The organism is Arthrobacter sp. 'calajunan', assembly GCF_046940185.1.
Lineage (GTDB): Bacteria > Actinomycetota > Actinomycetes > Actinomycetales > Micrococcaceae > Glutamicibacter > Glutamicibacter soli.
On sequence record NZ_JBKZDY010000004.1, the window covers coordinates 306640 to 319613 of the forward strand.

At 66.1% G+C, this 12974-nt stretch carries 13 protein-coding genes; 8 read left to right on the forward strand and 5 right to left on the reverse strand.

Going from position 1 to position 12974, the window contains the following annotated elements:
* Positions 1-65: 65 nt before the first annotated feature.
* Both RF641_RS08625 and RF641_RS08630 read right to left on the reverse strand, forming a co-directional pair.
* Positions 66-728 (reverse strand): phosphatase PAP2 family protein, encoded by a 663-nt coding sequence (locus RF641_RS08625; RefSeq protein WP_183043092.1) that lies wholly within the window; start codon positions 726-728, stop codon positions 66-68.
* A gap of 96 nt (positions 729-824) precedes the next feature.
* Positions 825-2333, reverse strand: coding sequence for an outer membrane protein assembly factor BamB family protein (locus RF641_RS08630; RefSeq protein WP_424572978.1), 1509 nt, complete (start codon positions 2331-2333; stop codon positions 825-827).
* A gap of 217 nt (positions 2334-2550) precedes the next feature.
* Between RF641_RS08630 and RF641_RS08635 the strand changes: the two genes are divergently transcribed.
* Complete coding sequence (locus tag RF641_RS08635; RefSeq protein WP_047119356.1) at positions 2551-2778, forward strand: hypothetical protein; 228 nt, start codon at positions 2551-2553, stop codon at positions 2776-2778.
* A complete protein-coding gene (locus RF641_RS08640) occupies positions 2775-4235 on the forward strand; it encodes a DUF692 domain-containing protein (RefSeq protein WP_424572979.1) in 1461 nt (486 codons plus the stop codon). Before RF641_RS08635 ends, RF641_RS08640 begins: the two co-directional genes overlap by 4 nt.
* Positions 4236-4277: 42 nt before the next feature.
* Here RF641_RS08640 and RF641_RS08645 read toward each other — a convergent pair whose 3' ends face one another.
* The gene (locus RF641_RS08645) at positions 4278-4655 is read right to left on the reverse strand and encodes a GntR family transcriptional regulator (protein WP_424572980.1); all 378 of its coding nucleotides are present in this window, start codon (positions 4653-4655) and stop codon (positions 4278-4280) included.
* A gap of 79 nt (positions 4656-4734) precedes the next feature.
* Here RF641_RS08645 and RF641_RS08650 point away from each other — a divergent pair, with 79 nt between their 5' ends.
* Positions 4735-5388 (forward strand): MBL fold metallo-hydrolase, encoded by a 654-nt coding sequence (locus RF641_RS08650; protein WP_424572981.1) that lies wholly within the window; start codon positions 4735-4737, stop codon positions 5386-5388.
* 24 nt (positions 5389-5412) lie between these two features.
* Here RF641_RS08650 and RF641_RS08655 read toward each other — a convergent pair whose 3' ends face one another.
* Positions 5413-5892 carry a GNAT family N-acetyltransferase gene (locus RF641_RS08655; protein WP_120989292.1) on the reverse strand — a complete coding sequence of 160 codons (480 nt, stop codon included), beginning with the start codon at positions 5890-5892 and terminating at the stop codon, positions 5413-5415.
* 71 nt (positions 5893-5963) lie between these two features.
* Positions 5964-6755, reverse strand: a complete 792-nt coding sequence (locus RF641_RS08660; protein ID WP_424572982.1) for a trans-aconitate 2-methyltransferase — start codon at positions 6753-6755, stop codon at positions 5964-5966.
* A gap of 76 nt (positions 6756-6831) precedes the next feature.
* On the opposite strand from RF641_RS08660, the gene RF641_RS08665 reads away from it, so the two are divergent.
* The 5 genes from RF641_RS08665 (at position 6832) to RF641_RS08685 (ending at position 12929) form a co-directional block, all read left to right on the forward strand.
* Positions 6832-9366: a DEAD/DEAH box helicase gene (locus RF641_RS08665; protein ID WP_424572983.1), complete on the forward strand. Its 2535-nt coding sequence runs from the start codon at positions 6832-6834 to the stop codon at positions 9364-9366.
* 95 nt (positions 9367-9461) lie between these two features.
* Positions 9462-9653, forward strand: coding sequence for a hypothetical protein (locus RF641_RS08670; protein ID WP_047119362.1), 192 nt, complete (start codon positions 9462-9464; stop codon positions 9651-9653).
* Between the two features lie 71 nt (positions 9654-9724).
* Positions 9725-10801, forward strand: coding sequence for a hypothetical protein (locus tag RF641_RS08675; protein WP_424572984.1), 1077 nt, complete (start codon positions 9725-9727; stop codon positions 10799-10801).
* A gap of 151 nt (positions 10802-10952) precedes the next feature.
* A complete protein-coding gene (locus RF641_RS08680) occupies positions 10953-11825 on the forward strand; it encodes a hypothetical protein (RefSeq protein ID WP_047119364.1) in 873 nt (290 codons plus the stop codon).
* A gap of 78 nt (positions 11826-11903) precedes the next feature.
* Complete coding sequence (locus RF641_RS08685) at positions 11904-12929, forward strand: M12 family metallopeptidase (protein ID WP_047119365.1); 1026 nt, start codon at positions 11904-11906, stop codon at positions 12927-12929.
* Positions 12930-12974 lie beyond the last annotated feature (45 nt).

Here is a 12974-nt window from a genome sequence, read left to right on the forward strand (position 1 = left end):
TGCAAATCGCCAAAGGCCGCACCGTCGACCGGCGAGCGCCGTGCGATCCCCCGCACCGGGCGGGCTCAGTGCCCGCCGGCCTGCTGGGCGATCCGCGCGGTTCCGGGCAGGCGACGGACAAGTCGCGGGAGGAAATTGAACACAACGAGGACCACCAGCATGCCCAGGCCAAGACCGAACAGCACGTCGTGCGGGTAGTGCGCGCCGACTCCCACCCGCGCCACGGCGATGAGCAGGGCCGTGGCGGCCAGGTACCAGCGCAGCCGCACGATGGCCAAGGCGCAGGCGGTCGCGAAGGCGGCGGCGAGCACCGAGTGGTTCGAAGGCCAGGACCAGTCCCCGTGCGGCGGACAGGTTTCCGCAATGGCCACGTGAATGCTCTGGCAGGGCCGCGCCTCGGTCAGGATCAGCTTGAGCGTGCTGCTTGCGGCGTAGGCGAGGATCACTCCCAGGCCTCCCAGCACCAGCCTCGCGAACGCCGCCCGGTCCCTGAACCATGACCATACGGCCAGCCCGGCGGTGAACAAGACCAGTAGCAGCAACGCCGCGTCGGCGAAGAACACCGCCAGCAGGGTGAGTGCCGGGGAGGAACCGGCCGCCGCGGTGACCGCTGTGTACAGCTGTTCGCGGACTATAAATGCCGGCAGTGACAGCGCCATGAGGCCCAGGGCGATGAGCACTGGGATGGCAGGCCGCGTTGAGGCGACCCGAGCGGATTCTGTAGTCATGAGACGTGATTGTAGGCCTGGTTTCTGGGAGGGTATTCCAGCAAGTTTCAGGCCTGTTCCCAGAGAAGCTTCCCGCAGGGTTTGCCGCCTGGGGCACTATTCATCGGGCATGCGGTACGCGACCATGCCCGCGCGGTCCGGGAGCACCGCGATCCGCTGCTGGTCCTTGCCTGTGCGCTGGAACTCCGCATACAGCGGAAGGTCCTTCGTGGCCTTCTGCGTGTCACGGGTGCATGGTTGCACGGTCTGCGGCACCCTCAGGTAGGCCGTCTGTTCGTATCCGTCGATGTGCCTGACTTCCACCGAATCGCGGTCGCTGGTGCACAAGACGGTGTCACCAAGGACGTGGGAGAGTTCGAGCTTTTCCCCGGTCGAGCTGTCCACGGCGGCGAATCCCGAGGCCATGGGGACGATCACGTATTTCTGGTCGCCGAGGATTCTGTTGTTGGCCTTGGCCAGTTCCACAGCTTTCTCGTATCCGGGCATGTCATACGCCCAGCGTTCCTTGCCGGTGGCCGCGTCGATGCCTGCAACGTCCCATTCGAGGCCCGTGAGCGCCCCGCGCTTGCCGGTGGACGGATGCACCGTGGCCAATGCCTGGTGGAATCTGCAGGTGACGAAGGTGCTGCGCGTCTGGGCTTGGCGGGTCTCAACGATTCCGGAGCAGGCCTGGTCCGCGCCGGGCACCGCCCACCGGCGTTTTCCGGTGTCTGGGTCGATCCCGACCATCATGGCGTCCTTGTTCCAGTCCTGCACGTAGGCATCGCCTTCGGGGTGGTACTGGTAGTCAATCCGGGAACCATGGCCGACGAAGATCTGCTGCGGTTCCTCGAACGTAGTCCACTCCCACCCGTTGTCCGTGGAGTAGTACGAGTCGAAGACCTGTTCGTAGGGCACGCTCCACAGGATCTTGCCGTCCCGCGCGTAGCTGAGCAGTTCCTCCCTGGGCCCGCGCTCCGACGACGACGAGAGACCTTCGCCGACGAATCGGTCGTCCGGATTCTTTTTCGGTGTGGGAAGGTCCTCCCCGGCGAGCTGCTTCCAGCGGCCCTTCTCCATGTCGTAGCGCATGTTCACCGGTTCTCCGGATTTCCTGTCACCCTCAACGCACCAGGTCTCTTCGCATTCAACGGGACGGTTGGTCATGAAGTCAACCTCAATACTCGCCGAGGTGTTCTTCCCGGTAGCGAGATCAATGACCACCAGCCGTTCGGATTTCCCCTTCACCGATTCAACAAATGCCGCCATCCGGCTTCCGTTGTGCTCGAACACCGGCAGCCTCATCCTCATGCCCCCGGGGTTGTGCCCCACCGATGCCTCGCGCTTCCAGCGCAGCGAACCGTCGGCGAGCTCGCGGGCCACCAGTGTCAGCTTGCGCTGGCGTTCAACATAGGCGATGGCCAAACCAAGCTGCTCTTCGACCTGGATTTCCGAGACGACGTTCTCCTTGCTGCTCCAGGCAAGCGAGACCGGTTGCGCACTGCGGTCAACCGCAGGGGGCTCGGGCTGCGCAGGCGGTGCCGTACAACCTGCCAGCAGGCCGACCATCAGGCAGGCCGCGACAGCGGTTGGCAGTTTCAACCGGTTTTCAGCAGTGTGGTTCATGGTGTGCTCCCGAATCTTCCGTTGGGTCGATTGGCACAGCCTATGAGCTACTGAAAAATTCGTGGAAGGTTTTCCACAGCCGGAAAACATTGGTGAGAGGTACCCAGTAATACGTGGGTAATGGACTGCCCCGCATCATGTGTTCCAGGAGTGCCGCAGCAACTCCCGCGGATAGCGCTTTGCGCAGCCCGCCCACGTCGAGAACCAGGAGACTGCGATGGAACGACTGAACCGATCGGTATTGCTGGATGACAAAACCATCAGGGTGACGGTTCCCGCCACGGCGATGTACGACTTGGACCAGATGCAGAAAATTCAGCGCGAGGTGCTGGGACGGCTCGGCTGCCCCGCCTGTTGCTCGGGCTTCGACATCCGTTTCGATCTGGCCCGGAGGTTCATGGTCGATGAGGATCTTGTTGTCCGCCCGATGGACGAGCTGGCTTGATTCCGCTCACCGCTCTGCCCGAGCTCGGCGTCGGAGTGATCTACTGGCCTGCCCTCGACGGGGTGCTCTCCCGGACGGACAACGGCGTGGACGTGCTCGAACTGGAACCGCAGGCCTTCTGGTTCCAGCCCGGGCCCGACACGCATGGGTACATGCTGGATGAAGCGGTGTTCAGCCACCTCGCCGAGGCTCCGCAGACCTGCCTGGCCCACGGTGTCGGCTTCCCCGTCGGAGGAACCTGCCCACCGGACCCTGACCAGGTTGATGCATTCGTGCGCAGCATTATCCGATTGGGCGCCCCGTGGGCCAGCGAGCACCTGAGTTTCAATCGGCTGCGGCAAGCCGGCGGCGAGATCGACATGGGTTTCCTGCTTCCTCCGATCCAGTCCCCCGAGTCGGTGGCTTGCGCGGTGGACAACATCCGCTTCCTGAAGCGCCACCTGCCGGTGCCGCTCGCCGTCGAAACCGGGGTCAACTATCTCAAGCCCTTGCCCGGCGAAATGCCGGACGGCGAGTTCTTCCGCTCCGTCGCCGATCAGGCCGATTGCGGGATCCTCCTGGACCTGCACAATCTCTGGGCCAACGAACGCAATGGCCGCCAGCCCATCTGCGAGGTGGTCAACCAGCTGCCGCTGGAGCGGGTCATCGAAATGCACCTGGCAGGCGGACAGGAATACGGCGGGTACTGGGTCGACGCGCATAGCGGGCTCGTCGACCCGGAACTGATGGACATTGCCCGGCAGGTGGTGCCCCGGCTGCCGAACTTGAAGGCCATCACCTTCGAGGTGATGCCCCAGTTTCTGCTGGCCTACGGCATCACCGATGATGCGCTGATCGACCAGTTCGCGCAATTGCGGAAACTGTGGCAGCTGCGCGGCACGGCGGTTTCCGAGGCACCGGTTCCGGGTCCGCGCCGAGCGGGAGCCCGTCCGGGCCCGGTGCTGCCTGCGCCTGGCCAATGGGAGGAAGCGCTGGCCTCGATCTTGCTGCCGCACCAACACACCGCTCCGGGTTTCGCCGAATCCCTGGCCGGGGATGACGGCGCCGGGGTCATCCGCAAGTTGATTTCCGCTGCCAGGGCCGGAAAGGTCGCCGACGCACTGCCCTTGACCACGCGCCTGCTGCTGCTCACGCTCGGCGCCGCCCGCGTGGATCAGGTGCTGGATGACTTCTGGGCATGCACCCCGTCGGAGCAGATGGCTTCGAATGAGGCGCGCAAATTCATCGAATGGGCGCTGTCCGGTTCGCTCGGGTCCGAGGTACCGCATCTTGCCCAGGTCTCGGCATTCGAGCTGGCCGCCAACCAGGCGATCATGACCGGCCGCGAGCAACTGGTCGACTTCACCATGGACCCCGTCGAGCTGCTCGGCGCGCTGCGTGCGGGACGGATGCCGTCGAAGCTTCCCGCAGGCAGATATTCGTTGACGGTGACTCCACCCGCAGCGCCATCCGCCTGAAGGGACCGGGCCGAGAATTCCGCGGCACTTCGCGGGTGCGGATTATTTGGGCAGCGAGCTGAAGGCGGCGCGCAGGTACTTCACCGCGGTCCCCTCGTCCACGTTCCACATCTGCGAGATCCGCGCCAGGTCGGCGGCGGCGTCGCTGACTTCCTGGTCCCCGCGGTCCTCCGCGGCCTGGACTACCGTCCCGTGCCTGCCGCGGGTGGCGACCGCACCCTGCAGCTCCAGCTCCTTGTAGACCTTGGCGACAGTGTTCACTGCAAGGCCCAGCGATCCGGCGAGCGCGCGCACCGAGGGAAGCTTGGTTCCCGGGGCGAGCCTGCCATCGGAGATGGCCGTCAGAATCTGCTCGCGCACCTGCTGATATGGAGCTACCGTTGATTTCTGGTCGAGGCTGACAAAATCCAGGTCGGTCATGCAACGCTCCGTTTCATAGATTGGATGTCGTATTCCGAGCCTATCGTGTACGCACCTGGTTTCCCCGTAGTCTGGGGACATGAATGAACTTCTTCTGGACGATGTAAGCATCCGCTGGATCTCCGTATCCGAGATGAGCAACAACGTGTACCTGATCACCGAGAAGGCCAGCGGCAAGCAGCTGCTGGTTGATGCGGCCGATGATTTCCCCGCCATTGAAGAGTTGATCTCCGCCGCGTCCGAGGACGGACCGGACACCGAGATCGTTGCCATCGCAACAACCCACCAGCATTGGGACCATGTGCGCGCGCTGGCCGCGGCGGTCGAGAAGTACCCGGTCACCACCTATGCGGGGGCCGACGACAGGCAGGGCATCGCCGACGAGTCGGGTGTGAAGATCAGCCATCCGCTCTCCCATGGAGAGAAGATCCAGCTGGGCGACGTGGTCATCGAGGCGATCCACCTGCGCGGCCACACCCCGGGATCCATCGCCTACGCGCTGGTGGATTCCTCGGGCCAGCCGGTGATCCTCAGCGGCGACAGCCTGTTCCCGGGCGGGGTGGGCAACACCTGGAAGGATCCGCAGCGCTTCAGCTCGCTGATCGCCGACGTCACCGAACGCATCTTCGACCGCTTCCCCGACGAGACCAAGGTCCTCCCCGGCCATGGCGGTACCACGGATCTGGGCACCGAGCGTCCGCACCTGGATGAATGGCGCGAACGCGGCTGGTAGGAACCCTCAGGCGGCTGCCGCAGGTTATCCGGCTGGCGGCAGCTCCTGGTAGTACAGCAGCATGCGCCACTCGCTGCCCGGCTCGCGATTGGCGAAGCCGTGGCGCTCATAAAAGCGCCGCGTTCCGGTGTCGTCCTCGTCCACGTTGATATGCAGCTCCAGGCTGCCGCGCCGCTTCAGTTCCTGGAGCAGGCAGCTGACCAGGGCTGACCCGATGCCCCGGCCGCGCAGGGCGGGTTGCACGTAGAGTTCGTCGAGCACCGCCAGCGGCCCGTCGAAATAGATGGTGGGCCGCAGGGTGAGCAGCGCGTGCCCCACGAGGCCGTGCCCATTTTGGGCGGCGACGGCGAAACACTGCGCGCTGGCCAGCATGGACTCCAGACGCCGCGCGAGCACCTCAACCGGCGGACACGGCGAATCGAACTCTCGATTGAAGTCGGCTTGCAGCCGGGCCAGATTCAGGCTGTGCTCCGGTGCCGCAAGAAAGGCATCGTACGCGTCCATGCACACAGTATGCTCCGCTTGGCCCGGTCGCGCCAGAGCCGGTGGCCTGCCGGGTGGCAGGACGCGCGTCGTCAGCCGAGCTTGCGGCCGATCATGAAGATGCGGCGGAACGGGAAGTTCGTGACTTTCGTTCCGTCAGGTCCGGCGAACGAGGGATAGTGTGCCGAGATCTGCACCCGGTAGTCATCCTCGAAGCGCTGGTAGTCCTCGGCGCTCAGCGCGGCCTTGATCGGCAGCAGCGCGGTGCCCCGCACCCAGTCGAGGATCGGGTCCTCGCCGATCATCACCTGCTGGTAGGTGGTCTCCCAGACGTTCGCCTGGAACCCAGCCTGCAGCAAGATGCGCTGGTACTCGTCAGGTTCCCCCACCACGTCGTCGTGGCGCAGCACCCCGACCAGCTTGTCCGCCCAGGCGGCGCTGTCGGCGACCTGGCGCATCACCGCATGGGACGGGGAGCCGAAGTTCCCCGGCACCTGGATGGCCACATAGGCTCCGGGTTTCAGCTCATCGAGCCACACCCTGAGCAGCTCGCGGTGCCCGGGCAGCCACTGCAGCATGGCGTTGGAGAACAACAGGTCAGTGTCCGGGTCCGGATGCCAGTGCATGGCGTCGGCCAGCGCGAATCCCAGATTCGGCTCGTGCTCGCTGCCAGAGGCGCGCTGGATCATTTCCGGCGAGGAGTCCAGACCCGTGACCTGCGCCTGCGGCCAGCGCTGGGCCAGCAGCCGGGTCATGTTTCCCGGCCCGCAGCCCAGGTCGACAACCTTCGCTGGGTCCAGCTCGTCCAGCTGGCCGAGCAGGTCCTTGTAGGGGCGGCCGCGGTAGTCGGCGAATTCGGTGTACTTTGTCGGGTCCCACTTCATATTCCAGAGCATATTCGCGCGGCGCGTCATCGCCTAGCCCGTGGTCACAGTTCGCAAAGGATAGGCTTGGAGCATCATGTTGCTCACCGATTACCTGCCTGCAGACGCGAAAAACGTATCCGACGACGAAATCTACGAGGCCTTCGGCCGCTGGGTGTCCACCCGCGGCATCGAGTTGTACCCGGCCCAGGACGAAGCGTCGATGGCCCTGGCCGGCGGCAGCAATGTCATCCTGGCCACGCCGACCGGCTCCGGGAAGTCGATGGTCGCGATCGCCGCGCACTTCTACGCCATGGCCCGCGACCAGATCAGCTTCTACACCGCGCCGATCAAGGCGCTGGTCTCGGAGAAGTTCTTCGATTTGTGCAAGATCTTCGGCGCGGAGAACGTCGGCATGGTCACCGGCGACTCGTCGGTGAATGCGGATGCCCCGATCATCTGCTGCACCGCGGAGATCCTGGCGAACATCGCGTTGCGCGAAGGCTCGCGGGCCGACGTGGGCTGCGTGATCATGGACGAATTCCACTTCTACGCCGACCCGCAGCGCGGCTGGGCCTGGCAGGTGCCGCTGATCGAGCTGCCGCAGGCGCAGTTCCTGCTGATGAGCGCGACCCTGGGCGACGTGTCCCGCTTCGAGAAGGAGCTTGAGGAGCGCACCGGCAAGACCACCGTCACCGTCGCGCACACCCAGCGTCCGATTCCGCTGCACTTCTACTACTCCATGGACCCGGTGCAGGAAGCCGTGGAGGAGCTGATCAAGACCCGCCAGGTGCCGATCTACATCGTGCACTTCTCCCAGCTGGACGCGATCGACCGCGCCACCGGGCTGATGAGCATCAACGTGGCCACCCGCGAGGAAAAGGACCGCATCGCCGAGCTGATCGCCGGGTTCCGCTTCGCCGCGGGCTTCGGCAAGACGCTGAACCGCCTGGTCCGCCACGGCATCGGCGTGCACCACGCAGGCATGCTGCCCAAGTACCGCCGCCTGGTCGAGCAGCTGGCGCAGGCAGGGCTGCTGAAGGTCATCTGCGGCACCGACACCCTTGGTGTGGGCATCAACGTGCCGATCCGCACCGTGGTGATCACCGCGCTGTCGAAGTTCGACGGCACCCGCACCCGCATCCTGAACGCCCGCGAATTCCACCAGATCGCGGGACGCGCCGGACGCGCAGGCTTCGATACCGCTGGCACCGTGCTGGTGCAGGCCCCGGAGCACGCGATCGAGAATCATAAGGCCATGGAAAAGGCCCTGAAGAAGCACGGCGAGGGCTCGACCAAGCTCAAGCAGATCCCCAAGAAGAAGCCGCCGCAGGGATTCGTGACCTGGGGTGAGAAGACCTTCGAGAAGATCGTGGACGCCGCCCCCGAGACGCTGAAGTCTTCCTTCCAGGTCTCGCACTCGATGTTGCTGAACCTCCTGGAGCGCGAGGACAACGCGTTCGAGGCAGCGGTGCGCCTGCTCACCGAGAACCACGAGACCCCCTCCACGCAGCGCAAGCTGAAGCTGCGCGCCATCGGCATCCTGCGCGAGCTGATCGCCACCGGCGTGGTGGTGCGCCGCGAGCAGCCAGACCAGTACGGCAACTACTACGAGCTGACGGTGCACCTGCAGCAGAACTTCGCGCTGAACCAGCCGCTGTCCCCGTTCGCGCTGGCGGCCCTGGAGCTGCTTGACCCTGATTCGGGAAGCTACGCGCTGGATGTGGTCTCCACCATCGAGGCGACCCTTGAAAAGCCGCGCCAGGTGCTCTCCGGGCAGGAGAAGAAGGCGCGCGGCGAGGCAATCGCGGCGATGAAGGCCGAGGGCATGGACTACGACGCGCGCATGACCGCGCTGGAAGAGGTCACCTACCCGATGCCGCTGGCCGAGAAGCTGGAGGCGGCGTTCGAGCAGTACCGCGCCGGCGCCCCGTGGCTGGCTGACTTCGAGCTGCAGCCCAAGTCCGTCGTGCGCGACATGTACGAGCGCGCCATGGGCTTCTCCGACTTCGTGCAGTACTACCAGCTGGCTCGCTCCGAGGGTGTGCTGCTGCGCTACCTGACCGACGCCTACAAGGCGCTGCGCCAGTCCGTTCCGCAGGACGCGCTGCGCGAGGACCTGGAAGACTTGATCGAGTGGCTGGGCGAGATGATCCGCCAGATCGACTCCTCGCTGCTTGACGAGTGGGAGGAGCTCTCCCGCGGCGAACTGCACGACGAGTCCGAGGAAATCACCCCGCCGGCCCCGGAGAAGCTCACCAGCAACGTGCGCGCCTTCCGCGTGATGGTCCGCAACGAGATGTTCCGCCGCGTCAAGCTCTTCGCCGACGAGCAGGACAAGGCGCTGGGTGAGCTGGACGAGCACAACGGCTTCGACGCGGACACCTGGGCCGACGCCATGGACGACTACTTCGACGAGCACGAGGACATCGACGACGGCCCGACCGGGCGCAGCTCCAAGCTGTTCATCGTCACCGAGAAGCCCGGCCGGATCTGGGAGGTCCGGCAGATCTTCGCCGACCCGGAGGAAAACCACGACTGGGGCATCAACGCCACCATCTCGCTGGACGACTCCGACGCGGTGGGCGAGCCGGTGGTCACGGTCACCGCCGTGGGACGCCTGGACTCCTGAGTCCCTCCCACTCCCCCGCACCTGCGTGCTTTCTACGGCCCGCGGCAGCGCCAGCAGCTCTGGCCTTGCCGCGGGCCGTGTCGTAGGATTTGGCCATGAACGGTCCGCGGCTGCGCCTGTGCGGCGCACTGATCCTCCTGCCGACCCTAGTGCTGCTGCTCAGCGGCTGGTCGGTGCTGTTCTCCGCCGAAGGCGCGGTGCCCACCATCGTGCAGTTCGCCCTGCTCGCCGCAGGCCTGGCCATGGTGTACCGGGGCGAGAATCCCCCGGCCCAAGCCGGCGGGTAATGCTCCGGTAACGCTACAGCGCCCATCCTTTGTGCCAACACCGCGTTCGCGGCACCGCAAAGGAGCACCCCATGACACTGCTGAGCCTGCAGCCAGACGAACCGGCGACGCTGCATTCGCTGCCTCCCACCCTTGACCTGGAGGCCCTGCGCCCGCACCTGGTCAACCTCTCCAACGGGCAGTTCTCCGACGACGGCGCCCTGGTCACCAGCGCCGAGGACGTGGACGCGATCTTCGCCGAGCACCTGCCCCGCTACATGGAGCAGCACGAGGGCCCGCTGCGGCTGCTCTTCTGGGCGCACGGCGGGCTGGTCAGCGAGGCGCGCGGCATCATCGGCGCTTCCCGCCTGCTGCCGCACTGGCTGGAACACGGCATCTACCCTATCTTCTTCATCTGGGAGACCGGGCTGCTCGACGCCCTGTGCTCGCTGCTGCCGCGCAGCGGCGCCCGCGAGCTGCAGGAACAGGGCCGGGCCCGCAACCTCGTCGAGGACCTGTGGAGCGCCGGGGTGGAACGGACAGTGCGCCCGCTGGGCCAGAAGGTCTGGGCGCAAATGAAGGTCGGCGCGGACCAGGCCGTGGCCGCGGACGGCGGCGCCGCCTACGTGGCGCAGCGGCTAGCCGAATTCACCGCCCGGAATCCCGGCGCCGTCCAGGTGCACGCGGCAGGGCATTCGGCCGGCGCGATCTTCCACTCACGCTTCCTGCCGCTGTACCTGCAGCACGGCTCGGGCACCGGCGTCAGTTCGCTGAACCTGCTGGCAGCGGCCCTTTCCATCGCCGACTTCAACCGGCTGCTGCGCCCGCTCGTCGGCTCGCCGCAGGGCATCGAACAGCTGCACCTGTTCGGCCTGCACCGGCAGCTGGAAGAAGACGACAGCGTGCTGTGGCTTTACCCGCGCTCGCTGCTCTGCCTGATCAGCTCCGCGCTGGAAGCCGAACGCGGCGTCGGCCTGCTCGGCCTGGAACGCTCGGTCGCCGCGGATGCGGACCTGACCGGCTTCCTGGGCACCGCCGCGGCGGACGCGACCTGGTCCAAGACCCAAGTCGGCGCCCCGGGCCGGCGCTGCCTGGCCTCCGCGCATGGCACCTTCGACGAGGACCCGGCCACCTTGAACAGCGTCGCCTACCGGGTGTCCACCGGATGATCCCGGCGCGTAACGCCGGGGTAATAACCGGGTAACGACGCTCCGGCTACGCTGGAGCCTCCACGCGGCCGACGCGCCCGAACCCGGGCGGCCGACCCGGTATCCACCGGCTACGGCACGGGCGTTGGCCTCAGCATGAGGGGGAAAAATCATGGCGGATATCAATGAGGGGACCGATCTGGTCTTCGACCGGCTGCTAGCGGCCCGGCGCGAAGAGGTCGTCGCCCTGCAGAAGGCGCAGGCCGACCGGCTGGCCGACGTCGAGACGCGCGGGCAGCGCAGCCTGGCCGCGCTGCAGGACTCGCTGCCGGAATCCCTGGCCTCGTACCTGGGCAGCGATTCCTCCGCAGAGGAAGCAGCGGCGAAGGACATGAAGTCCTGCGCGGCAACGCTGGCCGAGCAGGCGCCGCGCGAATCTACGGCGCTCTCCGCGGTCATGGGCAACGGGCCTTCCGCGGCGGCGGTGGGCTGGCTGACCCCGTACTACGGCACGCTACACGGTTCCAACGGGGCCATCGCCTGGCAGGGCTACAACCCCGGCAACATCGACGCGTCCTGCTGGGCCAGCGGCGCCGGCTCGGGGCTCTTCGGCACCGGCGCCGGCTCGTTCACCCTGTACATGGACTGGTGGTTCACCTTCCGCGCCCCGGAGAACCGCAACTACGCCCAGACCATCTACGTCCCGTTCAACGGCTTCTACATCGTGCGGGCGGACGACGGATGGTTCGACTCCAAGGAGGCGAAGGTCAACATCTCGATGACCGCCCGCGGCTACCAGTACAACTACAAGCCGGCCGGCAGCGTGAACGTGCTGTCGACCGGGGATGACAACATCAACGTCAACGACCGCTTCGACGGCTGGCGCACGATGTACTATTCGGACCTGCTCGGTGCCGACCAGGCCTACCTGCTGCTGTCCGTCGCGCTCTACGTCTACGCGCGCGGCGGAGGCTCCAACGCCCAGCTGAACTTCGCCGACGGCAATGCCAACTACCTTGGCGTTCCGCTCGTCTACGTCAGCTAGGCAGACCGCGCGCCGCACCGCACCCGGTGCGGCGCGCACCCTCGAAACTCCGTGAAACCTGAATCCAGGGAGCAGGATATGAGCAATGAAAACCGGCCGCTGTGCCTGACCAAGCCGATCGTCCAACGCGAGCTTCCGGCCGGTCTGCCGGACCTGCGGATGCGCCTCATACGGGTGCTGTCCAAGGTCTGGGTCAATGAGACCGAGCTGCACTACTTCTTTATCGACGGGCCCGAAGCGCAGCGCGAAGCCGTGCGCCAGGCCTTCGCCGAGTGGAAGGCCCTGCCGCTGGGCCTGAAGTTCACCGAGACCACCGACCGCGGATCCTCTGAAATCCGCATCGCCTTCGACCAGGCTGACGGATCCTGGTCCTATGTGGGACGCGACCTGCTGGGCATACCCGCCACCGAAACCACCATGAATTTCGGCTGGGACCTGACCGACGACTACGGGCACACCACCGCCTTGCATGAGATCGGGCACAGCCTGGGCCTGCCGCACGAGCACCAGAACCCGTTCTCCGGCATCGTGTGGGACGAGGACGCGGTCTACAAGTTCTTCACCGGGTCCCCGAACTTCTGGACGCGGGCGCAGACCGAGCAGAACGTGCTGCACAAGTTCAGCGCGCAGGAGGTGGACGGCTCCCCGTGGGATCCGAACTCTGTCATGGAGTACTGGTTCCCCGCAGGCCTGATCGTGCAGCCCGCCCAGTATTCCGGCGGCCTGGAACCTGCCGGAGGGCTCTCGGATCAGGACAAGGAGTGGGCCAAGAAGTTCTACCCGGCCACCACCGCCGCCGTCACCGAGCTGAAAGCCTTTGAATCCAAGGTGCTGCAGCTGTCCGCCGGGCAGCAGGCGGACTTCACCATCGTCCCGGACGCCTCGCAGGACTACACGATCGCCACGTTCGGCCAATCCGACATGGTGCTGGTGCTCTTCGAGGACGATAACGGCTCGCTGCGCTACCTGGGCGGCGACGACGACAGCGGCACCGGGCTGAACGCCCAGCTGAAGACCCGCCTGCTGGCCGGGCGCCGCTACGTGGTGCGGCTGCGCCTGTACTGGGCAGGCGGCAGCGGCAAGTCAAGCATCATGTACTGGTAGCCGCGCGCGGCATCGCGCCCCAGACCGTCGGATCCCGGACGGTCC